General features: G+C 62.0%; 20 protein-coding genes. 2 read left to right on the forward strand and 18 right to left on the reverse strand.

Annotated features, from left to right (window positions below; translation table 11 throughout):
- Window position 1 precedes the first annotated feature (1 nt).
- Window positions 2–1,159: an NAD(P)/FAD-dependent oxidoreductase gene (locus K6G35_RS23855; protein WP_035883938.1), complete on the reverse strand. Its 1,158-nt coding sequence runs from the start codon at window positions 1,157–1,159 to the stop codon at window positions 2–4.
- Between the two features lie 199 nt (window positions 1,160–1,358).
- Between K6G35_RS23855 and K6G35_RS23860 the strand changes: the two genes are divergently transcribed.
- Entirely contained in the window at window positions 1,359–2,114 is a 756-nt protein-coding gene (locus K6G35_RS23860; RefSeq protein ID WP_035883936.1) for a helix-turn-helix domain-containing protein, read from the forward strand.
- A 46-nt stretch (window positions 2,115–2,160) separates the two neighbouring features.
- Here K6G35_RS23860 and K6G35_RS23865 read toward each other — a convergent pair whose 3' ends face one another.
- The 13 genes from K6G35_RS23865 to K6G35_RS23925 all read right to left on the reverse strand — a co-directional run bounded on the left by K6G35_RS23865 (window position 2,161) and on the right by K6G35_RS23925 (window position 19,754).
- On the reverse strand, window positions 2,161–2,604 hold the full coding sequence (locus K6G35_RS23865; RefSeq protein ID WP_286881911.1) for a cupin domain-containing protein: 444 nt from the start codon (window positions 2,602–2,604) through the stop codon (window positions 2,161–2,163).
- A 149-nt stretch (window positions 2,605–2,753) separates the two neighbouring features.
- Window positions 2,754–3,434 carry a DUF2894 domain-containing protein gene (locus tag K6G35_RS23870; protein WP_495676430.1) on the reverse strand — a complete coding sequence of 227 codons (681 nt, stop codon included), beginning with the start codon at window positions 3,432–3,434 and terminating at the stop codon, window positions 2,754–2,756.
- Window positions 3,427–4,092, reverse strand: coding sequence for an OmpA family protein (locus tag K6G35_RS23875; protein ID WP_017514636.1), 666 nt, complete (start codon window positions 4,090–4,092; stop codon window positions 3,427–3,429). The genes K6G35_RS23870 and K6G35_RS23875 overlap by 8 nt, the downstream gene beginning before the upstream one ends.
- Entirely contained in the window at window positions 4,089–6,944 is a 2,856-nt protein-coding gene (locus tag K6G35_RS23880) for a DUF802 domain-containing protein (protein ID WP_495676431.1), read from the reverse strand. Before K6G35_RS23880 ends, K6G35_RS23875 begins: the two co-directional genes overlap by 4 nt.
- Window positions 6,945–6,953: 9 nt before the next feature.
- A complete protein-coding gene (locus K6G35_RS23885) occupies window positions 6,954–7,646 on the reverse strand; it encodes a DUF3348 domain-containing protein (RefSeq protein ID WP_495676432.1) in 693 nt (230 codons plus the stop codon).
- Between the two features lie 627 nt (window positions 7,647–8,273).
- Window positions 8,274–9,332, reverse strand: a complete 1,059-nt coding sequence (locus K6G35_RS23890) for a beta-keto acid cleavage family enzyme (protein ID WP_008652041.1) — start codon at window positions 9,330–9,332, stop codon at window positions 8,274–8,276.
- A gap of 980 nt (window positions 9,333–10,312) precedes the next feature.
- The gene (locus K6G35_RS23895) at window positions 10,313–10,741 is read right to left on the reverse strand and encodes a hypothetical protein (protein ID WP_495676433.1); all 429 of its coding nucleotides are present in this window, start codon (window positions 10,739–10,741) and stop codon (window positions 10,313–10,315) included.
- Window positions 10,742–11,099: 358 nt separating this feature from the next.
- Window positions 11,100–11,399, reverse strand: coding sequence for a putative quinol monooxygenase (locus K6G35_RS23900; protein WP_495676434.1), 300 nt, complete (start codon window positions 11,397–11,399; stop codon window positions 11,100–11,102).
- A gap of 135 nt (window positions 11,400–11,534) precedes the next feature.
- Window positions 11,535–13,061, reverse strand: a complete 1,527-nt coding sequence (locus K6G35_RS23905; protein ID WP_495676435.1) for an argininosuccinate lyase — start codon at window positions 13,059–13,061, stop codon at window positions 11,535–11,537.
- 289 nt (window positions 13,062–13,350) lie between these two features.
- A complete protein-coding gene (locus K6G35_RS23910) occupies window positions 13,351–15,051 on the reverse strand; it encodes a sensor domain-containing diguanylate cyclase (protein WP_081596877.1) in 1,701 nt (566 codons plus the stop codon).
- A gap of 683 nt (window positions 15,052–15,734) precedes the next feature.
- Window positions 15,735–16,571, reverse strand: coding sequence for an undecaprenyl-diphosphate phosphatase (locus K6G35_RS23915; protein ID WP_495676436.1), 837 nt, complete (start codon window positions 16,569–16,571; stop codon window positions 15,735–15,737).
- 163 nt (window positions 16,572–16,734) lie between these two features.
- A complete protein-coding gene (locus K6G35_RS23920; RefSeq protein WP_008652034.1) occupies window positions 16,735–17,526 on the reverse strand; it encodes a MotA/TolQ/ExbB proton channel family protein in 792 nt (263 codons plus the stop codon).
- Between the two features lie 41 nt (window positions 17,527–17,567).
- The gene (locus K6G35_RS23925) at window positions 17,568–19,754 is read right to left on the reverse strand and encodes a TonB-dependent receptor (RefSeq protein ID WP_008652033.1); all 2,187 of its coding nucleotides are present in this window, start codon (window positions 19,752–19,754) and stop codon (window positions 17,568–17,570) included.
- A 755-nt stretch (window positions 19,755–20,509) separates the two neighbouring features.
- Here K6G35_RS23925 and K6G35_RS23930 point away from each other — a divergent pair.
- Window positions 20,510–20,863, forward strand: coding sequence for a hypothetical protein (locus tag K6G35_RS23930; protein ID WP_080709836.1), 354 nt, complete (start codon window positions 20,510–20,512; stop codon window positions 20,861–20,863).
- A gap of 195 nt (window positions 20,864–21,058) precedes the next feature.
- On the opposite strand, the gene K6G35_RS23935 is transcribed toward K6G35_RS23930, so the two are convergent.
- The 4 genes from K6G35_RS23935 to K6G35_RS23950 form a co-directional block, all read right to left on the reverse strand.
- Window positions 21,059–21,262, reverse strand: coding sequence for a hypothetical protein (locus K6G35_RS23935; RefSeq protein ID WP_152415105.1), 204 nt, complete (start codon window positions 21,260–21,262; stop codon window positions 21,059–21,061).
- A gap of 502 nt (window positions 21,263–21,764) precedes the next feature.
- On the reverse strand, window positions 21,765–22,265 hold the full coding sequence (locus tag K6G35_RS23940) for a hypothetical protein (protein ID WP_008652030.1): 501 nt from the start codon (window positions 22,263–22,265) through the stop codon (window positions 21,765–21,767).
- 703 nt (window positions 22,266–22,968) lie between these two features.
- On the reverse strand, window positions 22,969–23,997 hold the full coding sequence (locus K6G35_RS23945) for a methionine synthase (RefSeq protein WP_286881933.1): 1,029 nt from the start codon (window positions 23,995–23,997) through the stop codon (window positions 22,969–22,971).
- Window positions 23,998–24,026: 29 nt separating this feature from the next.
- Window positions 24,027–25,007 (reverse strand): DUF1852 domain-containing protein, encoded by a 981-nt coding sequence (locus K6G35_RS23950; RefSeq protein WP_008652028.1) that lies wholly within the window; start codon window positions 25,005–25,007, stop codon window positions 24,027–24,029.
- Between the last annotated feature and the right edge of the window lie 48 nt (window positions 25,008–25,055).

Raw genomic sequence — 25,055 nt, forward strand, 5'->3', positions numbered from 1 at the left:
GCTATGAGGCCACGGCGCGGCGCAACCGCGCGGGCCCCAGCATTTCCGCGGTCAGCCCGAAGGACGCGGCGTGCGCGGGCACAGGCAGGCCACGCGCAAGCGCGGCGCAGGTCTCGCCCATGGCCGCGGACGTCTGGATGCCGTAGCCACCTTGCGCAGCCACCCAGAAGAAGCCTGACGCGCGATCGTCGAAGCCACCGACCAGGTCGCCGTCCGCCACGAAGGAGCGCAGGCCGGCCCAGGTACGGGCGGGATGGCGGATCGTCAGCGTGGTGGCTTCCTCGATGCGGTGGATCGCCATTGCGATATCCAGTTCCTCGGGTTGCACGTCCTGCGGCTCGACCGGGTCGGCATTGGCCGGAGAGCCGAGCAACATGCCAGCGTCGGGCTTGATGTACCAGGATTCGTCGGCGCTATGCACCATGGGCCAGCCATGGCTGTCGATGCCGGCGGGCGGCTGGAAGACAAAGGCCGAGCGCCGGCAGGGCTGCAGGCCAAGCGGGGAGACGCCGGCCTGGCGCGCGATCACGTCGGCCCACGCACCGGCGGCATTTAGCACGACCGGCGCTTCGTAGACGGCATGTCCTGCTTCCACGCGCCAGACATCGCCATGACGCGTGATGGCGCGGACCTCAGCGTCGCAGACCAGCTTGCCACCCGCCTGACGCATGCCGCGCAGGTAGCCTTGATGGATCGCATGGACATCCATGTCGGCCGCGCCGGGCTCGTAGACCGCGCCGATCACCATCTCCGGGCGCAGCACGGGCACGCGTTCGCAAGCTTGCTGGGCGGTCAGCAGTTCGGCCTCGGGCGCCATCGCGCGCAGGATTTCCCAGTGCTCGTCGAGCAGGGCCTGCTGCCCGGGCGCGGCAACCATCAGCGCGCCGCGCGGCGTCAGCAGCGGATGCGTGGCAAAGCCCTGCGGCGGATTTGCGAGAAAGGCATGGCTGGCCATCGTCAGCGCGCGCACCTGAGGCGTGCCGTAGCTTTCCATGAACAGCGCGGCGGATCGGCCGGTGGAGTGATAGCCCGGCTGGCTTTCCCGCTCCAGCACGGTGACGCTGCCGTGCGGCGCGAGCCAGTACGCGACGGAGGCGCCGGCGATACCTGCGCCGATTACCAGAAAGTCAGAGCGGAGTGGGGCCGTGGTTGCAGTCATTGGCAAGGGGTGCTTGGGGACGTTGCACGCCGGCGCGAGGCGAGGCGCAGGCTCATGGGTCCAGCGAGTGTATTCAACAATTTGCGAATACGCAAATTGCGGATACGCAAATTATCGGATAAATTGCGGATGCCAAGGGCATACCCCTACGCGGGGGGGTGCCGGGCTCAACAACACGTCATCACGAAAGGATCCTGGCTTGAAAGAGACTAATGCCTCGGCGCACGTGGACCCGTCGCGCACGCTGGACCGGGAGACCTTCGGCAAGCGCCTGCGCGGCGCGCGCAAGGCGCTCGGCTGGACGCTGGCCCACCTTGCGGAGCTGTCCGGCGTATCCATCACCACTATCTCGCGCGCGGAGCGTGGCCAGCTTGCGCTCGGCTACGACAACTTCGCGGCTATTGGCAAAGCGCTGCAAATGGACATGGGCGAGATGTTCGCCGGAGCGGGGGAGACTGCGGCGCCGTTCCAGGGGCCCATCGTCACGCGTGCCAATCAGGGCGTGGTCTATACCGGCCAGTCGATTGCCTATGAGTTTCTCTGTACCGAGGCGGCCGGGAAACAGATGAGCCCGACGGTGGCCACCGTCCACGCGCGGCACATCACGGGGCCGGAGGTCTTTGCCAGCCACCCCGGCGAGGAGTTCATCTATGTGCTGAGCGGCGAAGTCGAGGTGCACTTCGCGAATGGCGAGTTCGTGCGAATGGCACGCGGGGATTCCTTGTACTTCGATGCCAGGCTGGGGCACGCCTATATCAGCGTCAGTCGGCAACTGGCACGTACCATTGGCGTGACCACCAGCGAGAGCCAGCAGATGCGCTCCGCTCAGGCGCTGCCGGCAGCGGCATCAGGCAAGGTAAAGGAGCGGACAGCGGTGGCCGCTCCGGGCGCGAAGGCCGTCAGCGGCAAACGTGCAGGCACCGCCGCGAAACGGGCGGTGAAGATCAAGCGTTGATCCATCCATTCGGGCGGCTGCCGCGCGATCACGCGGCCTCGGCCTGTCATCCCGGAATCGTCACGCCGCACTCCTGCGCCACCGCATGGAGCTTTTCCAGATCGGGCGGGCCCGGAGGGACCGTCTCGTCAATGCGCGAGAAGAGATGCGAGGCATTGCCGCCGTGGCTGGTGACGGAGATCATCTCGCCCCCGCCGGTACCGAAGCGGAACGAGTGCGTCGTCCCGGCTGGAATATGGACGAACGTGCCGACCGGTGCCGCGAAGACCTGATCGCCATAGCCGATCTCGACACTGCCCCTGGTGACGTAGAACGATTCGTCCCAGTCATGGCTATGTGGCGGCGGCCCACTGCCTTCCTCGCCATGCTGCAGGAACACCTCGTAGCCCTGCGTGGCGGCACTCGAGGCCAGCACCGTGATTTTCTCGCCCACGACGTTGAGCGGGCGTGCGTACGCGTCCGGGGTCACTACAAAGGGCTCTGGTTTCATGGCTCGCTACCCAGTCGGTCAGGAATCGGATGACTCGGTACTGCGAGAGTGACTATGCGCGTGTCGCGGTGCTGCTCTGTGCGGTTGCGCACAGACGGAGCAATGGTGATTGCCGGTACGACAAGCCGACGCCTTGCGCGCCGGCCCTTTCAGACGTTGCCGCTTCCCGTCTTGCCCGATTTGGCGCGTGCCCTGCGGTCGGGCACCAGCGAGATGGGGTGCATCCCCTCGAGCCACGACAGTGCATCGACATACGACAGGAACTGTTCCAGATACCCGGGCGACACCTCGCGCATCAGTGACAGTGACCGATGCACCAGATGGTTCGTATTCAGCGGCCCGGCGTTCTCGGGCACACCCGCCTGCGACTGGCGCATTTGCCGGTCGACACTGACGCGAGCCCAGGTGTCGCGGAAGTAGTCGGCCAGTTCTGGCTCGACGGGGGCGGCGCGCTGCGGGATGAGGGCGTTTGGTGTGTGAGTGTGAACGCGAGCGTGGGTGGTGGTGGCCGCGGCGGCTGGCTGCGTATGCTGGCCGAGGCGCTCCCTGAGCGCCGCGAGTTCCGCGAGGGCGTCGAGCCGTTGCGACTGTGCCTCTGGCTGCGCTACCTCGTCCGACGCGCTCGCATTGCCTGCCAGCATCTGCCCGTATTCCGCCACCAGCCTGGCTACCCGCGCATCGAGCAGACGGCCAGCTTCGCCGCTATAGCCGGACGCGCGTTGCGCCATCGTCTCGATAAAGCGAAAGCGGACGGGGTCTGCACGGTCTGCGCCGTTGTCGCGCCAGCCGTCGAGCAGGGTAAGGGGATCGAGCGGGCCGTCGTTATGCATGGGGTTTCGTGGTCCCGGCACCGGCTCCGGCCCCGGCAGATACCCTCGGCACTGGCGCGATTTCCACGCGCCGGTTCTTCGCCCGGCTTTCCTCTGTGGCATTCGACGCGACCGGCTGCTGCGAGCCGAATGCCGCCGAGAAGATCGAAGCCGGGGGGAGGCCCGCTTCGATCAGCGCGCGGGTGACGGTCAGCGCCCGCTGGGCCGACAGTTCCAGGTTGTCGGCAAATCGCCGGTTGCCTTCCCTGACCTGCTGGTCGTCGGTGAAACCGCTGACCATCAGGATTTCGTCGCGCGCGCCCAGATAGGCCGACAGCGGCGCGGCAAGGCTTTTGAGCAGCGCGCGGCCTTCCGGCTGCAACTGGTCGGAATTCAGCGCGAACAGCACATTGCCGCTGATGCCGATGCGCCCGTCCTTGAGCGTGACCCGGCCAGCCGCCAGCGGCCCGGCGAGCGCTTCCTCCAGCGTCTGGCGTCGCTTCAGTTCCTCTTGCCGCTGCTTGACCTCGTTCTCGAGCCGTGCCGACAGTTCCATCTGCACGCCAATCACGCCCAGCAGCACCAGCACGAAGGCGCCCAGCATGACCGACATCAGGTCACCGAACACCGCCCAGGCCGGGACGGTGGGCTCCGCGCCGGCGTCGAAATCGTCCGTCATGCCGCCTCGGCTCCTGCCTGCTGCGCGGAGAACTGCTGCAGGTTCTCAAGGATCTGCTTCTGCGACAGCATGCTCAGGTCCACCACCTCGCGGGCCTGCGCCACGTAGTAGGCCAACTGCTCGTCGCTACGCGTCATCGACTTGTCGAGCGCGGCCTCGATGCGGGTGAGGTGCTCCGCCAGCTTGTCATTCGATGCGCTGAACACCTGTACCGCCATACCGAAGGCTTCGCCCAGGCTCGCCACTTCGACGGCACCGCCCGTGACCTGTGCCGCGATGCCATCGAGCTTGCCGGTCTCCTGCGCCACCTGCTCGGTGAAGCGCGTGCCGACGCGCTCCAGCAGGTCCGCCGTAGTCGTGACGAGCCCATCCACGGCCGCACGTTGCTCGGTGGAGGCGTGATTCACGGCATCGAGCAGCGTGCCGAGCGTTTCGAGCAGACGCCCACGCTCCTCGAGCATTGCGTTGTCGCGCGCCATGCCGTCGGTGAGCTTCTGGCGCAGTTCGGCGATGACGTCGGCGGCGGCCTTGGGTGCTTCAGTTGCGATCTGCGCCAGGCGGGCCACTTCGGCGATGGTGCCGTTGGCCTGCTCCTGCGTGTGCGTGGCGATATCGCTGGCAGTCCGGGCGAGGGCGTCACGGATCTCGCGCTGATGCTCGGCCGATTGCGTGCTCGCTTGTTGCCATTCATCGCGCATGGTGGCGGCCATGGTGGCCAGCGTGTCACGCCACGCGGCAAGGCGCTGTTCGTCGCGCGAGGCCAGTTCCGATTGCAGCGTGGATGCGGCCTGCAACAGGCGGTCGATTTCAGCAACCGTGCCGGTGGCGTGCGTCTGCGCGTGAGCGGCGATATCGCGCGCGCTTTGCGTCAGGGCATCGCGGACATCCTGCTGATGGGCAGCCGATTGCGAGCTGGCCTGTTGCCATTCGTCGCGCATCGTGGCGGCCATGGCTGCCAGCGTGTCGCGCCATGTGGCGAGTCGCTGTTCGTCACGTGCGGCCAGTTCCGATTGCTGCGTGGTCGTGGTCTGCAGCAGGCGGTCGATTTCGGCAAGCGTGCCGGTTGCGTGAGCCTCGGCGTGCGTGGCGATGTCGCGCGCGCTTTGCGCCAGGGCGTCGCGGACGGCCTGTTGATGGGTCGCAGATTGCGAGCTGGCCTGTTGCCATTCGTCGCGCATCGTGGCGGCCATGGTCGCCAGCGTGTCGCGCCATGTGGCGAGTCGCTGTTCGTCACGTGCGGCCAGTTCCGATTGCTGCGTGGTCGTGGTCTGCAGTAGGCGGTCGATCTCAGCAAGCGTGCCGGTCGCGTGAGCCTCGGCGTGCGTGGCGATGTCGCGCGCGCTTTGCGCCAGGGCGTCGCGAACGGCCTGCTGGTCGGCGGCCGATTGCGTGCTGGCCCGTTGCCATTCGTCGCGCATGGTGGTGGTCATGCTGGCCAGCGTGTCGCGCCACGCGGAAAGCCGCGTTTCATCGCGTTCGGCTAGCGCCGTCTGCCGCTCCGTTTCCTGTGCCGCCAATTGCGATTGCAAGTTGGCGTGCGACTGGCTGACCGTCCCGGCGATGGCGGCGGCGTGTTGCGCGAAGGCGGCCGAAGCGTCGGCCATCGCCTGGTGGTTGGCGCTGGCGAGCGATTCGCCCGTATGTTCGAGGCGCGACAGCGCGGTATCCCATGTTCTGGCGGCGTCGGCGGCGGCTGTGTCGAGGCGCGTGCTGATGCCGTCAACCAGTGCCGTTGAACGCTGCGCGAAGGTTTCGCCGAAGCCGTCGAGCGATGCGCGCAGGTCCGACGTCAGGGAGGCGTTCACCTGCTGGTGTTCGGCGAGCGCCTGACGCCAGGTGTCGGCCACGGCGGTAGTGGTGGCGTCGAAGCGGGTGGAGAGGTCGTCCAGATGCTGTCGCACGGTCTGCGTGACGGTGTCGCGCATGGTGGCGGCTTCGCGGGCGAGGCCGGTCATGGTGGTGTCGACGGCTGGCTGGATCGCCGCGCTGGCGGCCCGGGCGCTGTCCGCGATGCCTTCCTTCAGCGACTGCCCCACGGTATCGGCCAGCCGCGCGTAGGCCGCTTCGGTCCGCGTGTGGAAGGCATCCTGGCTGGCAGACAGGCGCTCGCCGAGGGCTTCATTCTGGCGGGCCATCGTCGCGGCCATGGTTTCCAGTCGATCTACCAGCGTGGGCATCAGTTCGGCCTGGCGTTGCAGCAGGGCGAATACCGTATCGTGCTGGTGATGGCGCGAATGCGCGCGCAGCGTGGTGGCGATGCGCTCGTCCAGCATCTGCGCCGCTTGCACGCGCTCGCGGCGGGCAAGCGTCGAAAGCAACCCGAGCATGGCCGAGGTGGCTACGCCAGCCACAGACGTCCCGAAGGCGAAGCCAAGACCCTTGACCGGGGCCGCCAGCGAGGCGCGGATCGCTTGCAGGTCGGCCGCGCTTTCCAGCGCCACGCCGGTGCTGCGTAGCGTGCCGACCATGCCGAGGAAGGTGCCGAGCATCCCCAGCAGCACCAGCAGGCCGACCAGATACGGCGTCATCGACGGTCCAGGAAGCGCAACGCGCTCGCCCTCCACGCGCAGGCGTACCGCATTGCGCAGGCTGGGATGCAGGCTGTCGAGCCACGCGCCGAGGCTGGTCGGCGGCGCGGCCAGATTGGCAAGCGCGACGGGCAGGGTGGCCGTGGCCTGGCGGTAGCGGCGCAGTTCGAACGCGCCGCCTACGTAAAACCCGCCAATGAGCAGTGTGACGGCCAGCGCCAGCGCATTCGTGCCCGCGTAGCCGGCGCCGACCCAGCCGACGACGGCGAGGCCAGCCAGGAAGACAACGAGTGGCGCGACGAGCGGTGTGAGGTGTCTGTTCATATAGTTCGATCAGATGTCGCGCAGGGCGGCGAGCAGGGCGTCCACGGGCTGGAATCGGATTTCCAGCTCGGCCAGCAGTACGCTCTGCATGTCCCTGCGAAATACGTTTAGCCACGCGCCCTCGGCGTCGCGAAGCCGTGTGAAATGCGGTTCCAGCATTCCCGGCACTGCGGCAAGCACTGCCTGCTCGCGCGCGCCAAGTACCTGTTCCATGACGGCATCCAGCATGGCCAGCCGGGCTGCCTGCGGCGTGCGCGACGTCAGTGCAGCCCGCAGCCGCCCGCGCAGACCGGCGATTTCGCGTTCCATCTGCTGCTGCAACGCGATATAGCGCTGGCGATGGACGGCGAAGTCGGCCTCGGCAGGATCGGGCGCCGCCGTCCGCGTCGGCATCCGGCGGCGGCTGTCGGACGACATGCCTTGCCCGGTAATCGCGGCGGTCAGCATGGCGCGCACATGGGTGCCAGCGGCGTCGCCGATGCCCCGTTCGCTACCCGCACGCGCCGGTGCGCCGGACGGCATTTCCGGCGGACTGCCGTTGAGCGCGGCCGACAGCGCGATGGCGTCGGTCCAGCCAAGCCACCGGCTCATCACGGCGGACAGCGACGGCACGGCGCCGGCGGCGTCGGTCTCGGTCAGGCGCGCCAGCACGCGCAGCAGTTTCGGGCCGCTGAAACCCGTGCGCTGTGGCACTTGCGTCATGTCGGCAGGATGGGAAAAAGGGGGGAGTTTACACGGTCGCGGCTATGGCGGACGCGGCGCCGGGAGGCGGGTTGCCATTTATCACAGCGCAGTGGCTGGGGTGATGGGCGATTTGGTGATTGACGGGGCAGCGCCGGGAGGGGGGGCATTGAGGGCGATGGCCTGAGTGAGTGCTTGGGGAGGGGAGAAGGGTGTTTTCCAGCGTGTGTGGATCCCTTGCCACCACTTACGGCCGGGCAAGGTGGAGACGGGTCCTTGTTGCGCTTGGGATTAGTCCATTGTTGGCCATTCCGCTACCAATGCTCATGGGCAAGGTGTCGCCAAGCAAACAAGCGTTTAGAAGCAGGCGCAATATATAGGGCACAGGAGACCGGCAACGCTGTTTGTCCGTCTGTGGATCAGTACAGAGTCCCGTTGAGTGGCCACGGCTAGTGGCGGAAGCCGGTCGCAACTCCGCCATTGGAACGCGAACTATCGAACAACAGTATCTTGGCAGACTCAGCCGCCGGCCATTAACCCTCCGCGGAATTCGGCGATGAACCAAGAAAAACGCCCTCTCAAATTGAGAGGGCGGCGCAGACATCGACGTTCGAAGGGGCGCTAAGGCCCCCAAGAGCGGAAGCCTGATCAGGCAGCCTTCTGCAGGAAGCCTTGGCGTCCACCGTTTCGATTGGGTGCGAACCCGTTGGCCTCCAGCGATTCTTCTACCGTGTCGTAGAACACGCCGATCTTGCACATTTCGCGCGCTTCCTTGGCGGTAGCGATCGGGCGGCTCAGCTCGCGAGAGATGCGCACCAGTTGCTCGATCTGTGCTGCGGTGCCAATCTTCTTCGTCCGCGTCTGGTTCCAGAGATTGTCTTCCGTGCCGCAGCGAACATGCAGCCCCATCGCAATACCGATGGTGTTGACTGGCAGCACGTTGAGTACCGAGCTTTCCACCGTCACGACTGCGCCATCCGGCACACCGCGCATGAAGTTGGCAAGGCTGTAGACGGTCGGCGAGTCCATGCCGCCGCCAATTGCCACCCAGTTCATGACCAGCGGGCCTTTGTAGATCCCGCGGCGCATCAGCCGTTCCACGGACTCGAAGCTGTTGACGTTGTAGCACTGGAAGGCGCTCTGGATCCCCGCAGCGGTCAGGCGGCGGACGTGCTCCTCCACCCAGCCAGGCTGCGCCGGCACCGTCATCTCTTTGTACGCATTGAAGACCGCGGGATCTTCCATCGAGCTGCCCACGATATCGCGGTGGTCGAACTGCTCGAGAACGTTCATCTGCGACGTATTGACCGTGACCGTCACTTGGTCGGGCTTGGGGTCGAGTTCGGCCAGCATGTGGCGCGTGTCGTCCGAGAGCCACTTCGCTGCCGCGCCTTCGGTTTCAGGAGCGAAACTGATGGATCCGCCGACCTGGATAATCATCTCCGGCACGCGGGCGCGGACGCCGGCGATAAGCTCATTGAACTTGGACAGACGCTTGGAGCCCTTACCGTCGAGTTCGCGCACATGCAGGTGCAGCACGGTGGCGCCGGCGTTGTAGCAATCCACCGCTTTCTGGATTTGCTCCTCCATGGTGACCGGGATCTCCTCGGGAAAGTCCGACGGAACCCACGAGGGCGCATAGGGCGCAGCGGTGATGATCAGCGGTTGCTGGTTTTCGGGGAACAGGTGTCCGTCAAGAAAGTTCATGGCAGGTCCGGGAAGAGAGATTGTGGAGCTTGGCTTTTGGCGCTACCACTTCCCGCAAATATGAAGTACGGGAAGTGCCGGCTTGGTGCTCCTGTAGATCAAGAACTGCCACAGGCTCGGGGTAGCGCTGCCGGGTTTAATCGAGACCGATACCGACTGGCCCCAACCCAGCCATTATTTGCGAAGATCGGCCAGTTCATTTGTCATATGGGGACATAGATTTAACGAACCGGGACACCCCCTCGGAACCCCTAAGTAAAGACGCGAGGCCAAATGCACTCCCGCGAGCAGGCGGGATAGAAGCGGCCGTCAGAATAGGGCGGCGAGCATCGCGCCTGGCCTGGAGTCGAAAGGCTATTCGCAAGATTCCGGGAAACCAGACGGTGGGCGAAGCGCAAATGGATGCCACGGTGGGTGGCCGCTTCAGCATCGACACGTTTGTTTGGCATTGGCGAGGATACGGGCCAACCAGTGACTCCCGACTACAAACCGCCGTTCAAGTTCACGGGCGACATCCGGCCAGTCGCCATCCGGATACGGAAGCCCAACTGGCAGTGAACGGGTCCACGAGCATTCAGGGTTCGAGCTCGGTCGAGAGGAGCCCAGTGGTCGGCGGGTCGACGAGCGTTTTCGAAAAAAGCCTTCGCTGATGACTGTTGCCTATGCCACAGCAGTCATACAGGACCGGGCACACACGAATTCGAGAATGGCCGATCGCCGACCTCGACGAAGCCAGTGGGGATAACTGCTCACAGGCTCACGGCACGAGCATGTTCCACGCACTGAGATCCGCCATGCGTGGTGACAGTCCTTGTTCGATCAAAGCGCAGGCATTACGTCCTGATACGCCACGGTTTCCTACATTGGGCGTCACTGGTAGATTCCGTGCAGACTCCCCTTGTAGGAACAGCCGTCACGCACGCGACCGTGCGCAAAACGCCCCGTGATGCCGTGCCTTTTCTTGGAGTGCCCAGCAGCTGTCAGGCCATTTCACTGACAGCTTCGTCAGCTGGCGCGACCTCGGTCTTATCGGTCACCGTGCTTGCCGCTATCTCGCTGTCGACTTCGGAAACCAGGTCGCCCAGACCGATGGCGACCGTGATATTCGGCGTCCAGTTCTTGCGGTCGGTGCTGACCTCGGCAAACGTGGTCACCGTTGCGGTGTAGCCCTGCGCTCTGAGGTCGTCGGCCAGCCGTTGCGCGCGCGGTTCCAGCGCTGCTTGCGGGTTGTCTTCGTTGATGTCGAGTACCAGTGTGGTCTCGAATTCTTCCTTGCCCTTCTGGATTGCCGTTTGCATTGCCTTCAGTTGCTTGTTCGCGAGTGCGACGAGCTTGCTGTACCTGGATTCTTCCTGGCTGGCGCGAAGTGCCTTGGCGGCGTTGATGATTTCGGTGCGGTCCACGAACATGATTGCCTTTCGATGTGGAGGGGAGAAAGCGCAGGCGCCGCACGGGCTTGGCTGCAGGAGCCAGCTTTTCCGGGGTGCGGCGAGTACTGTATAAATATACAGTACTCGCCAGCGAACCGGCAAGGAGTAAAGGGTGAAATTGTCTGACAGCGGAAGCTCTGGTGAATCGCGCTTTGGTGAATCACGCTTCGGTTGGTACGTCCAGACTAAAAGCGACACTGCTCGGAACTGATCGAGTCCCGCGCTGGTGGGAGCGCGCGAGACCTCTCCTGGGTCGGGCTGAGGTTGGGTAGCTTGTACTGCCCGATGCAGGCCGTTGCGCAAAGCCGCTGCACGATTCGTTCCGAAGCGGTTGCCTCTAGTGAACGGCTAACCCCTGGCCGCCAATCGGCGTTGTCTCGAACCGTTCGCCGAAACCCGCGATGAGTGGTTTGCCGCGCGCGATGGCTTGTTGCACTGACGGCAAAGACAGGGAGGCCCGATGGCTATCTTGGCTGTCCCAGACCTCCGTGATCCAGATCGCATCAGCATCATCAGGATCATGCGCAACGATGTAGCTCAAGCAGCCAGGCATTCCGCTAACGCCCTCAAGGAGGATGGAGACTAGTGCCTCGCGTTGTCCAGAAATGACCTTCATCTTTCCAATCAGTCCGTACATCCTTGCTTCCTCACCATAAGAAACCCAACTTACGTCATCTTGAGCCAATGATGGCCGAGCGTGGTGTCTCAGTCGATCACTGGCTGGCTTCACCTCGCGCCGCTATCGAGACAGAACCGCAGTGGGCATTGGCGCCTACTTCAGCAACTTTTCGAAATCCCGGTCGAGTCGGCCCAGCGAACCAGCGATCGCCGACCGCCGCTCGCGGATCCACGCATCCTGTTGTGCCAGTTGTCCCTCGGACGCCTTCAGCATGCGATCCATCTCTGCTGGTTGCGGTCCGCCCACCGTCACGCGATGTTTGACGATGGCCACCGGATCGAGCGCCGCGCGAAACTCCGCCTCGCTCATCGGAAACGCCCCACCACCGTAGTCGCGCACGGCTTCGGCATAGATGCGCTTCGCCTCGGCATAGGGGAAGGCGCTTGGCTTGATGTCGTGCGCCTTCGCATAGTCCACCAGGTTCGACGCAAAGTGATGGCCGACGCGGAACGGCAGCTTGTACTTGCGCATCAATTCGTCGGCCAGTTCCTGCGACGCCGTCCAGTCGCTGTCCAGTTCATCCAGCGCGCGCTGCCGATCGATCACCAGGGACGTCATGATGCGGTCCAGCCCCTTCAATGTCGTGATTGCGCTCTGCACCATCTGGCCATTGGTAACGGCATCCTTGGCATCGGACATGCCCGGCGGCAGGTTGTGCGCGCGGATCACCGGCCCCATGGCCAGCGTAATCGCTGTGGAGGCCTTCTCGCGCGTGGAATTGAGCAGCCCTGGATTGCGTTTCTGCGGCATCGCGCTGGACACATAGGTATTGCCGCCGCCCTCCTGCAGCAGGATCCAGGGGCGCGGCTGCGCATACTGCGTCATCACGTCCTCGATGAAGCTCCCTGTGTGCAGGGCGATGCTGGTCACGATCGAGCCCACTTCCACCGGCAGGTCCACGGCGCTGATCTGCGACGCATCATAGGCGTTATCCACCAGCGCGGAAAAACCGAGGTAGCTCGCCATCCGCGTGCGGTTCAGCGGCCAGCCCGTGCCGTTCAGCACCGTCGTTCCCATCGGCGAGCGATCGATACGCTGATAGGCTTCCCGCAGGCGCTGGGCATCGCGTTCCAGACCCGCATTGATGCCGAGCAGGTAGTGGCCATAACTGTTGGGCTGTGCGGCAACGCCGTTCGTGTAGTTCGGCACGATGGTTTCGGCGTGCTGCCGCGCCAGCTTGACGATGGTGGCGGAGGTCTTGTTAAGCTGGTCGGCCAGCGACAAGACTTCCTCGCGCAACATCGCCGCGCGCACCGTGGCAAGCATGTCCTGGCTCGAGCGGCCGGCATGGATCAACGTGACTTCCTGACCTGCGGCCTGAATCATCAGTGGCTCGAAAGTAATCACCGTCGACGGTCGCTGGCCGCCGGGCTTGTCGCCATTGGCCAGCACCGTGGCAATGCCGCCTGCCACGCGCGGTGCCAGCGAGCGATCCAGCAATCCTTCGTCGGTATTGATGACCGTCGACGCCTTGTTGATCTCCCCTAGCCAGAAAAAGGCATCGTGGTCAGCGCCGCCCGCCGCGAATGCGGCTTGGGGGCCGACCGACATCATCAGCATGGCTAGTGCGGTCAGCCTGGCCAGCGATTTGACTCGGCTGTGCAGTCGGGGGGTAGGCATGTAGTCTCCAGAGGTGTTTGCTTGTTCGGACAGAATTCCGGATTCTAGGGTGAAATCGCTGAGCCGTGGAGCACGTGACATTCTGCCTGTGGTGCGCGTTGCTGCTGTGCTCCGGTGATAGGAAGGCAACGCCGGATATATCGAAATGGTGTCTCGATGCTCGAACGCTTGGCCAGGGGTGCCTTGGGCCTTGCAGCGTCGGGCGACGGGCTTGGAGGCCCGCGCCCGCCCGTTGCTGAGGCGGAACCCGACCGCAGACCCCCTCATGACTGATTGGTTCTTGATAAAGCTAGCAGTTATGAGTCACTGCCATTGGGCTGGCCACAGAGACACGGTTGCGTCCATTCTTCTTGGACTGGTACAACGCGTGGTCGGCGCGCGCAAGCGCCGCAGCCATGCTGTCGCTCGCGGCCAATTCTTCCGACGTAATCTGGGCGACTCCGACGCTGATGGTGATCGCGATGGACTGGCCATTGAACGTCACCGGTTCGGCGGCAATCCTCGCGCGAATGCGCTCGGCCGTTTCCACCGCTCCCTCCAGGGAAGCATGGGTCAGGGCTGCGACGAATTCCTCGCCGCCGAAACGGGCGGCGATGTCACCTTCACGCAGGGCGCTCCGCAACAGGCGGGCCACGTGCCTAAGTACGGCATCGCCGCCGTCATGTCCGTAGGTGTCGTTGACCCGCTTGAAGAAGTCCAGGTCGAAGGACATCACGCTCAGGGGCTGTCCATGGCGCCGCGCCTGGCTGCGCGCGACCCGGGCCCACTCGTCGAAGCGCCGACGGTTCGCCAGTTCGGTCAGGGGATCGTACTGGGCCTGCCGGGCCAGGCGTTCGCGTTGCAGGAACTTGTCATTCGCATAGTGCAATAGCATCCACTGCAGGACGGCCATGGCAAGAAACGCACCGGCGCCCAGCCACGCGCGCATGTGCCAGCCATGCAGGAAGGCCTTGTCGGATGCGGCCACCACCATCACCCATCTTCCCTGGTTGATGTTCAGAAACACACCGTACCGGCGCACGCCGTCGATGAGCGAGACGAAGCGGTGGACCTGCAGCGCTGTATCGCCGGCCAGAACCATCTGACGTGCGACGGACGCGTCCGCATAACCGGGGAGCGGCGGGTATCCACCCATCCGGGCTAGTACGTGGCCGCTGTCGCGGTCGACCACGGTCACGACACCTCCTGCGCCGAGGTCAAAGCCCCGTATCTCGATCTGCAGGTACCGCCGCTTCAAGGTGGCATTGGCGAGGTAGCCAATGATGCTGCCCAGGTAGCGCCCCTCTGCGTCGTACACGGCGCGATAGACGAGGAAGCCTTGGGAGTCCGAATGGCTCGTATTGCCACGCCAGAAGAAAAGCCTCTCGTTCACGCCCGGCTGGCGAAGGTCCCTGGACACGGGGCCTTCCCGAAAACTGTCGAGCAGGGCCTGGTCGACTGGAAAGATGCTGCTTCTGCCGATGATGTCGCCGTTTGCATTAGTGATGAACACGGCGTCCAGCCAGCCCTGGGCCAGTTCACGTTCGAGGAACGGCTCGGCGTCAGCGATGGGGACATCGCGGTTAAGCAATACGGCGTCGCCAACGACACGCAGTTGATAGCGCATGGCCTGGAGGCTGGTGTCGAATTGCTCCGCCTTCAGCAAGGCCGTGTTGCGCAGGACGCGTACCGTGTCGTTCTCGATACGTGCCCGTTCGAACATCAGGTAGGCACCGATGGATGCTGCCTGGATGAGCAGGAAGAGCAACAGGAGACCGCGCCGGACATTCAGACTCAGGTGACGCTGGCTGTACTCGATGGATCGGCTCAGCGCCATGCTCGCTGCAGCCATTTTGATGCTCCTGTGGTCTCGGAGGATTCCGGGCACCGACTTACTGGAGAGTTCAAGGTACGGCTTGCGAGCAGATCGATCTTTACTTGTCGCGCCAAGGCCATTGCCTTCGATGACAGTGGAAGCACCGAGGCTGCACAATCTGCGCGCGATCAACATCGGTCTGCCCGGCCGCCTTTGGGGTGATAGACGCCGTGGATGCCAGCACAGGCTCGCTACCTTGCCGGGCACAACGCGAAGTATCGTCAGGGGGGCTCTTTGCCAAATCGATGCCTATTGGCGATCTCCTCGCGCACTTGCAGCGCGAGGGTTCCGATAAGGAGCGGCCGAACGTCACCGCAAGGCCGAGCAGTCGGCGTCAAAAAGGGAACGGCTTGAAAGTGGCCGTGTCGCTGCAGGCCATGAGGCATGGGTGGCCAAGCTAAAGTCCGATAGCTCTGCTGATCCGCATTCATTGATCTCAAAAAAAGGCACCCCCGTAGCCGGGGGACTAGCGGGGGCGATCAAGGGATCGCAGGCTGGCTCAACGCGGGCCTGCCCCAGGAGTGTGCATAGGCGATTCGTGGCCGTGTGTTCGACTTCGCACGCAACGCAGTGATCGAGCAAGAACTTCGGGGCGGTGGCAGGCTGCGGATTCCCGACATCAACTTCCCGTGGATCGGACTCTCTGCGCGTGCAAATCTTGATTCACAAAATGCCCGGGCCGATCCACCCATCCGCGATGGCTCTGCACGCGTGAATGAAGGGCGCACTTTTCGGCGCGCCATCAGGGAGTGACGTCGGGTGCGGCGCAGTCATCTGGGCTGGTAAGAATGGCAGGCACGGCTCGAGCAGGCGCAGCTTTACCCGGCGAACGTCCACACGACAACCGACGCGACCAGGCAGTAGCAGCCGAACAGGTACCAGCGCCCCTGCTCCAGCCAGCGCGACAGCCAGCGCAGGGCCACCAAGCCGGCGATGAAGCTGAACACCATGCCTAGCAGGCTCGGTGCCAGCAGGTGCAGCAGGCCGTCAGTTGCGCCCGCATGCGCCTTGAAGAAGCGATAGCCTTCCTTGGCGATGACGGCTGGCGTCAGCACTACGGCCAGCGCGAAGCTGAACTCCTCGGCGCGGCGGCGCTCCACACCCAGCAGCATCCCACAGGAGATCGTCGCGCCCGAACGCGACAGTCCGCGGAACGGCAGGCACAGCCCCTGCACGGCCCCAACCCAAAGGGCTCGCCGGCCAGTCAGGTCTTCGGTGGCTGTACTGGAGCGCCTGGAGGACACGATGATCAGAACGCCAGCCACAGCCAGACTGACCGCCATCAGCCTGGTATTGCCAAAGAGGTGTTCCACCTCGAAGCTGTCGGCGCCGCCCATCACGGCATGCTTGATGATGTACAGCAGGGCCAGCCCGACGACGCCCGTGGCTGCCGTGGCCACCGCCAGCAGGACACCGTTGTTCCACAGTGCCTTGGTCGATGAGAAATACGTCTGCTGCCACGAGCGCCAGAAATAGGCGATGACCGCGAACATCGTGCCCGTATGCAACATCACAAGCATCAGAGTCATGTCGGGCGAGGTCGGGTCCAGCCCCAGCCATTTCTCGGCCAGGATGACGTGCGCCGAACTGGAAACCGGCAGCAACTCGGCAAGGCCTTGGACACAGGCCAGGATGATGATTTGAAGCGTGGTCATGTGATGCTGTGTATCTGCATAGCGCCATGGATGGCTACGCTAATGTTGGGGCCGAATATTGCTTTGCGCATTTTCCGACATCCTTCCGAAGGGCGGCCGCTTTCTGCGTGCGTTGGGCAACATAGGAAACCAGTCGACGGTCATGCTGCGATGGCCAGACGCACTAGGCGAAGGGTTCGTCCGAGCGCCATGCAGCTCTCCTTCCTGCGTCTGCTGAGGAGACTTTATTCTTGACGGCCAGTCGCACCGACGCGTCATTGGCGCGTGTGCCACCAGTGGTCGGACGCACGCGCGCGCCGGTCACGAAATAAGCGTGCAGGTCGTGCGCGAAGCGGTTCAGCTTGCTGATGACGCCCTTGTTTCCACGGCTCAGCGCGTTGTAGCCGAGCACGGCCGGGATCGCCACGGCCAGGCCGAAGGCGGTCATGATCAGTGCCTCGCCGACAGGGCCGGCAACCTTGTCGATGGTCGGTACGCCCGAGGCGCCGATGCCGATCAGCGCGTGGTAGATGCCCCACACGGTACCGAACAGGCCGACGAACGGTGCGGTCGAGCCTACCGACGCCAGCACGGCCAGGCCCGATTGCATGCGTCCCACAGCCTCATCGATCGCGCTCTTGAGCGAACGGGTCAGCCAGTCGGAAATGTCGAGCACGTCGCGGAGTTGTGGCTGGCTGGCATGGTGGTGCTGCGTGGCCTCGCGGCCAGTGATGGCCAGCGTCCGGAATGGATTGGCTCCGTTGGCGCCGAGTGTATCGAGCGCGTGGTCGAAATCGTCGGCGTGCCAGAAATGCTTCTCCGCGCCATGCGCCATCTTCTTGATGCGAACCAGATCCCACGCCTTGGTGAGAATCACGATCCAAGACAGTACCGACATGATCAGCAGAATGATGGCGGTCGCGCGTATGACGAGATCGCCTTGCGACCAGAGATGGGAAAGTCCGAGGTCTTGCATGGTAGTTCCTGAAAAGAGTCAGTGTTGAGATCAAGGGCCACTCAGAACGGTTTGGACACAGCCAGATAGAAGCTGCGGCGCGGGGCATACTGCGGTGCGCCGACACCGATACCGGTGCCGTCTCGTAACTCATAGGAGCGATCGAACAGGTTGACCACGGTAAACCGGGTCTTGAGCTTGCCGATGGCGGGCAGATCAAAGGTGTGCGCGATACCGACGTTGACCTGAAAGTAGGCCGCCAGGTGCGAGGTATTGGCAAAGCCGTTGCGCAGCCCACTGCCGTAGATGGCATCGGCGGTCAGCAGGTTGCCTTTCCACAGATATGAGGTGCCCATCGATGCCGCCACAGTCTGGTCGTGATCGAGGTGGACCCAGTTGTTGGCGATATAGGCCTGTTCTTCCGGCGAGAAATTGAACTGGCCGGTCTCGATGCCCTTGCCCATCGCCCGCGACACGCCAACATTCAGGTAAGCGCCAAAGTTGCCCTGATGATAATTTGCCGTGCCCTCCAGTCCGTAGATCTTGCCCTGGTCATAGTTGAACGTGGAGAAGATCAACGCATTGCCGAACTGGCCCTCATCCTGGAGGTGGCGCACTTTCCGATAGTAGGCATCCAGGCCCACGGTCAGATTGCGGGTCGCCTGATGCGAAACGCCGAGGTCAAAATAGTCGGAGCGTTCTGAGCGTACGGCCGTGTTGGCGTCGGAGGGGAGTGCATTCGTGGTGTCGATGAACTTCGTGACCGTGGTGGTATCGATCTTCTCCGTGGCTGGCGGCGTGAAGTACCGGGCGTAGCCGGCATGGACCCGTGTCGTGTTGGACACGTCATAGGTCAGCCCGAGCCGCGGGCTGAGTTGCTGCTCGCTCACTACCGTGTTGACGTGGTCATAGCGAGCGCCGTAGTTGACGGTCAGCTTGTCCGTGGCCTTCCACTCGTCTTGCAGGTAGAAGCCAAGCGTCGTGCCCGAGAGACTGCTGTTATCCACGATCGTGAATGGCACGCCGCTGGTCTGGTTACCGTTGGCATCGGCCGGGAATACCGTGGAGGTATTGTCCACGCCGAAGTTCTCGCGCTGCACGAATAGCCCGGTGCGAAGTGTGTGCCGCGGGTTCAGTACGTAACTGGCATCGGCCTGCACGCCATACGCCTCGTTGCGCCGCGTGATGTCCGCGGCTACGCCGTTGTAGACAAGGTCGCCGACAGGATCCGGGGAGTAGTCGATGCGGCTGGTGCGGTGGAACAGCGAGACCTGGTAATCCAGCGCCGCCGACACCTTGCTCTGGTACGACAGGATCTGGAAGTCGGTTTTCTCGCGCTGGTTGGCGTTCAGGTTTTCCGAGGCAGGAGGCGTCACGCCGTCCAGCGTGAACTGGGGTGTCAATCCGGGGCGGTTGGGAATCTCAAAGCGGTTGTTGGCCGTGCCGAACAGGAAGCTGACCCGATTGTCCGCATCGAGCAGATAGGACAGCATGCCGAAGCCCTTGCTCTGGTCGGTGTGGTCGTGGATAGCATTCGGGCTGCTGGTCGGATTCTCGATGCCCAGATTGTTCTCCACGAAGGAGCCGCTCAGGTAGTAACTGAATGGCCCCTTGGTGCCTTGAATCTGGGCGTTGACCTCATGATCTGCATGGCTGCCGATCACCGTACCGATTTCGCCACCGAAGGCTTTTGGTTCGCCGTTTTCGTCGGTGGGCGCGCCCTTGGTGGTGATATCCACGATGCCGGCGGTACGGTAGCCATACTGTGCCGGCAGGGCTCCCGTGATGAGTTTGATTTCATCGGCAAAGCGCGTGTCGAGCATTTGTCCGAAGCCGCTGATCGGCTCCGGAACAATGACGCCGTTGATGCGGTACTGGAGATTGGAGTGGTCACCGCGTACATGCAACTGACCGAAAGAATCCTGCACGACACCAGGCGCCTGCAGCAGCACCTGGTTCAGGGGCGTGTTTTCGCCTAACGGCAGTGTTTGGATATCGGTGCTGTCGAAGCGATAGACGGAACTGCCAGTCTCCGGCGAGAGCGCGTTGCGGGCCTCGTCCAATCGCTTGGCGGAAACAACGACCGTGTTCAGGGTTTTATCGCCGCCTGCGTTGGTGGCAGGCTGTTCCGTTGCGGAAGGCGAGGATGGTGACGCTGGCGGATTGGACTCTGCCGATTGGGCTTGTGCGGCAACGACGAACGTCGACGTGACGCCGGCCGCAACGGCTCGTAGCGGAAAACGGGTCATGGAACACCTTTGCAGGGCAGGAATGATCGGGCTGCGGGACTAGCGCCTCGCCCGCGCGAACTAGCGGTACATTCCGATCAGCAGAGGTGGCCCGCGACTACGGGCAGGGGGTGAAAATGCCAGCGCCAGATGGCGGCTGAAGCGTGCAGGGAAGTGCCAGCGGCGCTCGCACGCGGCCACCATCCAGCAGGCAATCACGGGAATGGCGACAGCAATGGCGGCAAGCGCAAGGCATGTCGGGCAAACGTCGTGTGCAGGTCCGCATTGCTCTATGTCGACAGGTACCGCACAGGAGCTCGTTTGGTGGTGAGCCTGCAAGTGACCGACCGCATGGACGACCGCTGCCGACTGCCCGAATAGCAGGAACAGGACCAGCAGGATCGATAACCAGCGCTGCCGCATGGAGGGCGTTGAAGAGGATCGAATCGAAGGTGCCAGGTAGCCAGACGTTCTTTGCAACTTTGTTGCAAGTCTGCCATCGATAAGCCGGACGAGCAAACACTCAGTAGAGAGGCCGTGTTGCGCAGGATTGACCAGAATTGTCAGCTTGTCAGTTGGATCGCCAGACAGGTGAGCAAGGCTCCACATCGTCGCAAGTGCCCATCGATCGATGCTGATACGCAGGTCTTGAGTGTGGCTTCGGCGGCGGCTCAAGGGCGTCGGGATGGCAGGCCATTCGCTCGTCTATTATGGTTGGCAGGCAAGCCAGTTGCCGCTGAACCGCGCGGCAACCTTTTATCGGAAGGGAGTCAGGCATGAGCACTTGCGACCTGCCGCACCATGCCCATCATCATCACCGGCATGGCATGAACTGTGGCCATACGGCAATCCGGCACAACGGGCACGTCGATTTTCTGCATGACGGCCATCTGCACCATCCACATGCGGGCCATGTCGACGAGCACCGACTTGAAGTCAGTGCGAAGAATCCCGACCGATGCACGCCGGACCACAACTGTGGGGGGCACGAGCCCGGGCATGTTCACGGCCCCGGATGCGGGCACGAAGCGGTGCCACACGGCGATCACATTGACTACCTGGTCAATGGTCATCTTCACCATCCACACGGCGACCATTGCGACGATCACGGCGCGGTAGACCTGTTGTAGCGTGCCGGAACGATAATCGCCGTTCTCCTCGCGGAGCCGCTTCATCAGCGCCACTGCGACCGTCTCTCACTGAATGCCTAACGTCCGAGCCCCACTGGCTTTGAGCGACCCGTCTGACCCCTTGGGCAACCCTATGGCAGAGACCGGTCCATAACCAAAATCGGACATTTGAGTGGCGGGGCAGAGCCAGAAGTCCTACTTGCGCGCCGCCAGATAGCTGCGCCAGCACAGCACGCAGCAGTAAATGGCAAGAAGCGTCGCAAAGACCGGCCAGAAGTGGAGCCACCAAAGCCAGCCGTAGCCCGGTGCAACCTGCTTCAACTTGACGGGTGCGCCGACGATCACCGTAATGCTCTCCCCGACTAGTGTTTGGCCAACGTCGACAACCGAGATAGTCAAGTCCGAGACTCCACTAGGTAATGCTCCTCCAGGTACTGTCACAGATTCTGGTGGCCATACCAAGCGGTGGGTGGAGTTGTAGTTTTCGGTGGGGACCAGAGCACGACCCATGGTCGTTCCGTTGTGGGAATTTACGGGTAGTGCATCAAATTCTCTATCCAATCCCGCGGTCGATGTCACACGAACCGTGATTGGTTCCCCAGGTTGCTTGAACTCTAGGTAGCCACGTTCCCTGAAGTCTGCATTGTGTTGGTACGAGTCCAACTCTGGTCTCTTGTCCTGCCACCCGCGCCGATTGAACATCAAATTAATCTCGAGCGGGGCCTTCAAAACCCGATATACCCGGAAGCTGACCGCCACCTAAACAGGCGGTCATCGACCTGACTACAGGCATCCGTCCGTTACCCGCCTGCCTCGCAGTTCACGGACGCGCATCCGCAGCCTGTGGCCGGCAATGTCGTCGAATGGCCGGCGGTCGGCTTTGGGCGGCTCTGGTTACCCATCAATGCCGGATCTGACCAAATCCGCCATCCGCCCATCTTGTTGCGCTTTCCGTCGTCAAACGAAAGTCCGGTTGCACATTGACGCTTGCGAGAACGTCCCCGAATGCATCAATGGCGGTCAGTGTGCCGAATGGCTCGAATTCGTCTGGCGTGATCGCTAACCTGACATTCACGAGCTGCGAGGCGATCTCGATGGAGACTTGCTTGTTGAGCTGCGCGTGCAATTGCTGCTCGTGCCGGCGGATGACCTCGGATGCCGTCTTCACCAATGTCTGGTGCGCGGTAGCGTCGAGCGGTTTCGGATCGACCTTGTTTCTGCCCATTGTCCATGGGCCAACGAGGGCAGGTTCCGCGCTGCCGTCGCGGAACATCTCGACGGCCCACCCCTCGCCGTCCTCGTTCTTCACCACCTTCGCCGTCCAGCCTTTGTCTCGCCAAAGCCGGGGCTCATGGATTTGAGAAGTGTCGTCGTCCAAAAGGGCGGAGTCGTCTTGGGACATGGAAATGGTCGTCACGGAATTGGGGGAGCCGGTTCGTCGTTGCGGGCCGGGGTGCGTAATCAAAATACTGTATAAATATACAGTGTATGACGCATTGACTGCAAGGGGGGTAGAGATCGTGTAGCAACTACCTTGGAGGGCGGGCAGCACATCAGTGCGCTGTCTTCGCTCTCAATCCGAATTCCGTAGCGTAGTGAAGGCGTTGACCGGCTGAATCCGCGACCCCTCTCGGTCATTGAGAGTTGTGGCGGGAGCGACGAGAGGTATCGCAAGGTGCCTCAAGATGAGGCCGCATACGGAGGTATGTTGCTTCCCGCCTGGTGAGAACAGAAGCTGGCGGCATCCCCTTTTGTGCGCAAACACGGGATCAAGGTTCAGCTATTCTGAGGAACGGGCTCGGCATACGGCGGCAGCTTCAGTCATCCCTGGAGGAACCGGTCGCGCCGTGTGACCGGCGCCTTTGTAGCCATCGCGCAAATTGCACGATACCGGCGCACCGACGTCGGGATATCTGACCACTGAGCCAGATCAGCAGGCGCAGGCGATGGGATTGTCGTGGAGGGAGGGGCGGAACTCACTGTGAACGAGTCAGTTCCGCGCGATGAAACATTGGGCGGTGTCCATTGGACTGGCCGCAGCCCAATTCACGGCCGTCAAACTACGGCTTCAATGCCTCCGCACCATTTACGACCTTAGCTCAGCACTAGCTCGAGAGTTCTCCTCGGATGATATCTGCGCCTGCACTGAGAGCATTCAGTTTGCCTCTTGCTACTCGACGAGGTAAGGGCGCCATACCACAGTTGGTGCAAGGATACAGCTTGTCTGCATCTACAAATTGAAGCGCCTTCCGTAGGGTATTTGCTACTTCTTCCGGCGTTTCAATGGTATTGGTCGCGACATCGATGGCTCCAACCATCACTTTCTTGCCACGAATGAGTTCAATCAGATCAATCGGAACGTGAGAGTTGTGGCACTCCAGCGAGACAATATCGATATTGGACTTCTGCAGCTTGGGGAAAGATTCTTCATATTGGCGCCACTCGGACCCCAGCGTCTGCTTCCAATCGGTATTGGCCTTGATGCCGTAGCCGTAGCAAATATGTACGGCCGTTTCACACTTGAGGCCTTCGATTGCTCGCTCCAAGGTGGCGATTCCCCAGTCATTCACCTCGTCAAAGAAGACGTTGAACGCGGGCTCATCAAACTGGATGATGTCGACGCCGGCAGCCTCCAACTCCTTGGCTTCCTGATTGAGGATCTTGGCGAATTCCCAGGCTAGCTTCTCGCGGCTCTTGTAGTGGCTATCGTAGAGCGTATCGATCATGGTCATGGGTCCCGGCAGGGCCCATTTGATGGGCTGCCTGGTTTGCTGACGCAGGAACTTGGCGTCTTCAACAAACACAGGCCTTGGGCGACTCACGGCGCCAACCACGGTCGGCACACTCGCGTCATAGCGATCGCGAATTCTGACGGTCTCACGTTTCTCAAAATCGACCCCGCTAAGGTGCTCGATAAACGTGGTGACGAAATGCTGGCGCGTTTGCTCGCCATCACTAACGATATCAATGCCCGCGTGCTGTTGTTCTTGCAGCGACAAACGCAACGCATCTTGTTTGCCTTCGACCAATTCCTCGTCTTGTAGCTTCCAGGGCGACCAGAGCTTTTCAGGTTGAGCAAGCCAGGAAGGTTTGGGCAAGCTGCCAGCAGTTGAGGTAGGCAATAGCTTTTTCATAACAGATGATCTCGTATTTTTTTGGTTGGTCAGAGAGCGTAATTGTTAGCCCATTGTTCAAGAACTCTTCTGTACGGCTTGATGAAGTGTTCTTCCGTGAATTTTCCCTGCTTGACAGCTAGTTCGCTACGTTCTACCCGATCGTAGACAATCTGCGTCAGGGAATAATCCTTGTTCTTCAGGCTCGGCTGATAGAGTTTTCCCGCTGCAGAATTGGCGTTGTAAATCTCCGGCCGATAAATTCTCTGAAACGTCTCCATCGTGCTGATGGTGCCGATAAGCTCAAGATTGGTGTAGTCACCGAGCAGATCGCCGAGGAAGTAAAAAGCCAAAGGCGCAACACTGTTCGGCGGCATAAAGAAGCGAACCTGCATCCCCATCTTCTCGAAATATTGATCGGTCGAGGATAATTCGCTCTGCTGATATTCGACGCCCAGTATGGGGTGATGATTTTCAGTTCGATGGTAAATCTTGCTGCTGGAAGCGCTGATACAGATAACCGGCGGCTTACCGAAGCGATTTTTGTAAACGCTTGAGTTCACAAAGTGCTTGAATAGCTTTCCATGCAAATCACCGAAGTTGTCCGGGATGCTAAACGTGGATTTGTCATGATTGTGCTCGGGCAGCAAAACGCTGAAGTCGTAATCTCGCACGTAAGAGGAGAAGTTATTTCCCGCAATACCATCGATGCGTTCGTTGGTTTGCTTGTCGATGATGTTTGTTTTCAGTATCTCGATCAACGGAAATACATCGCCGCCGGCGGCATCAATATTCATCTCCACAGAAACGATTTCGAGCTCGACAGAATATCGATCACCTGTCGGATTATCCCAATGCGCCAGGTTATTGAAGCGATTGTCAATCATCCTCAGGGTGTTGCGCAGATTCTCTTGGCGACTCTGTCCTCGGGCCAGATTGGCAAAGTTGGTTGTTATGCGCGTATTGTCAGATGGTTGGTAATCTTCATCGAAACGAATACTCTTGATGCCAAATGTGAAATCTTTGCTCATAGCGATCTGATGCCCTGGTTTCCGAGAGAATATTTGAATTTGTTTCGT

This window comes from Cupriavidus sp. HY129 (genome assembly GCF_059492215.1).

Excerpts from the sequence above, each read along its gene's own strand:
- K6G35_RS23855 (WP_035883938.1), bottom strand. The coding sequence starts at position 1,159 with ATGACTGCAACCACGGCCCCACTCCGCTCTGACTTTCTGGTAATCGGC.
- K6G35_RS23865 (WP_286881911.1), bottom strand. The coding sequence starts at position 2,604 with ATGAAACCAGAGCCCTTTGTAGTGACCCCGGACGCGTACGCACGCCCG.
- K6G35_RS23870 (WP_495676430.1), bottom strand. The coding sequence starts at position 3,434 with ATGCATAACGACGGCCCGCTCGATCCCCTTACCCTGCTCGACGGCTGG.
- K6G35_RS23875 (WP_017514636.1), bottom strand. The coding sequence starts at position 4,092 with ATGACGGACGATTTCGACGCCGGCGCGGAGCCCACCGTCCCGGCCTGG.
- K6G35_RS23880 (WP_495676431.1), bottom strand. The coding sequence starts at position 6,944 with ATGAACAGACACCTCACACCGCTCGTCGCGCCACTCGTTGTCTTCCTG.
- K6G35_RS23885 (WP_495676432.1), bottom strand. The coding sequence starts at position 7,646 with ATGACGCAAGTGCCACAGCGCACGGGTTTCAGCGGCCCGAAACTGCTG.
- K6G35_RS23890 (WP_008652041.1), bottom strand. The coding sequence starts at position 9,332 with ATGAACTTTCTTGACGGACACCTGTTCCCCGAAAACCAGCAACCGCTG.
- K6G35_RS23895 (WP_495676433.1), bottom strand. The coding sequence starts at position 10,741 with ATGTTCGTGGACCGCACCGAAATCATCAACGCCGCCAAGGCACTTCGC.
- K6G35_RS23900 (WP_495676434.1), bottom strand. The coding sequence starts at position 11,399 with ATGTACGGACTGATTGGAAAGATGAAGGTCATTTCTGGACAACGCGAG.
- K6G35_RS23905 (WP_495676435.1), bottom strand. The coding sequence starts at position 13,061 with ATGCCTACCCCCCGACTGCACAGCCGAGTCAAATCGCTGGCCAGGCTG.
- K6G35_RS23910 (WP_081596877.1), bottom strand. The coding sequence starts at position 15,051 with ATGTTGATCGCGCGCAGATTGTGCAGCCTCGGTGCTTCCACTGTCATC.
- K6G35_RS23915 (WP_495676436.1), bottom strand. The coding sequence starts at position 16,571 with ATGACCACGCTTCAAATCATCATCCTGGCCTGTGTCCAAGGCCTTGCC.
- K6G35_RS23920 (WP_008652034.1), bottom strand. The coding sequence starts at position 17,526 with ATGCAAGACCTCGGACTTTCCCATCTCTGGTCGCAAGGCGATCTCGTC.
- K6G35_RS23925 (WP_008652033.1), bottom strand. The coding sequence starts at position 19,754 with ATGACCCGTTTTCCGCTACGAGCCGTTGCGGCCGGCGTCACGTCGACG.
- K6G35_RS23930 (WP_080709836.1), top strand. The coding sequence starts at position 20,510 with ATGAGCACTTGCGACCTGCCGCACCATGCCCATCATCATCACCGGCAT.
- K6G35_RS23940 (WP_008652030.1), bottom strand. The coding sequence starts at position 22,265 with ATGTCCCAAGACGACTCCGCCCTTTTGGACGACGACACTTCTCAAATC.
- K6G35_RS23945 (WP_286881933.1), bottom strand. The coding sequence starts at position 23,997 with ATGAAAAAGCTATTGCCTACCTCAACTGCTGGCAGCTTGCCCAAACCT.
- K6G35_RS23950 (WP_008652028.1), bottom strand. The coding sequence starts at position 25,007 with ATGAGCAAAGATTTCACATTTGGCATCAAGAGTATTCGTTTCGATGAA.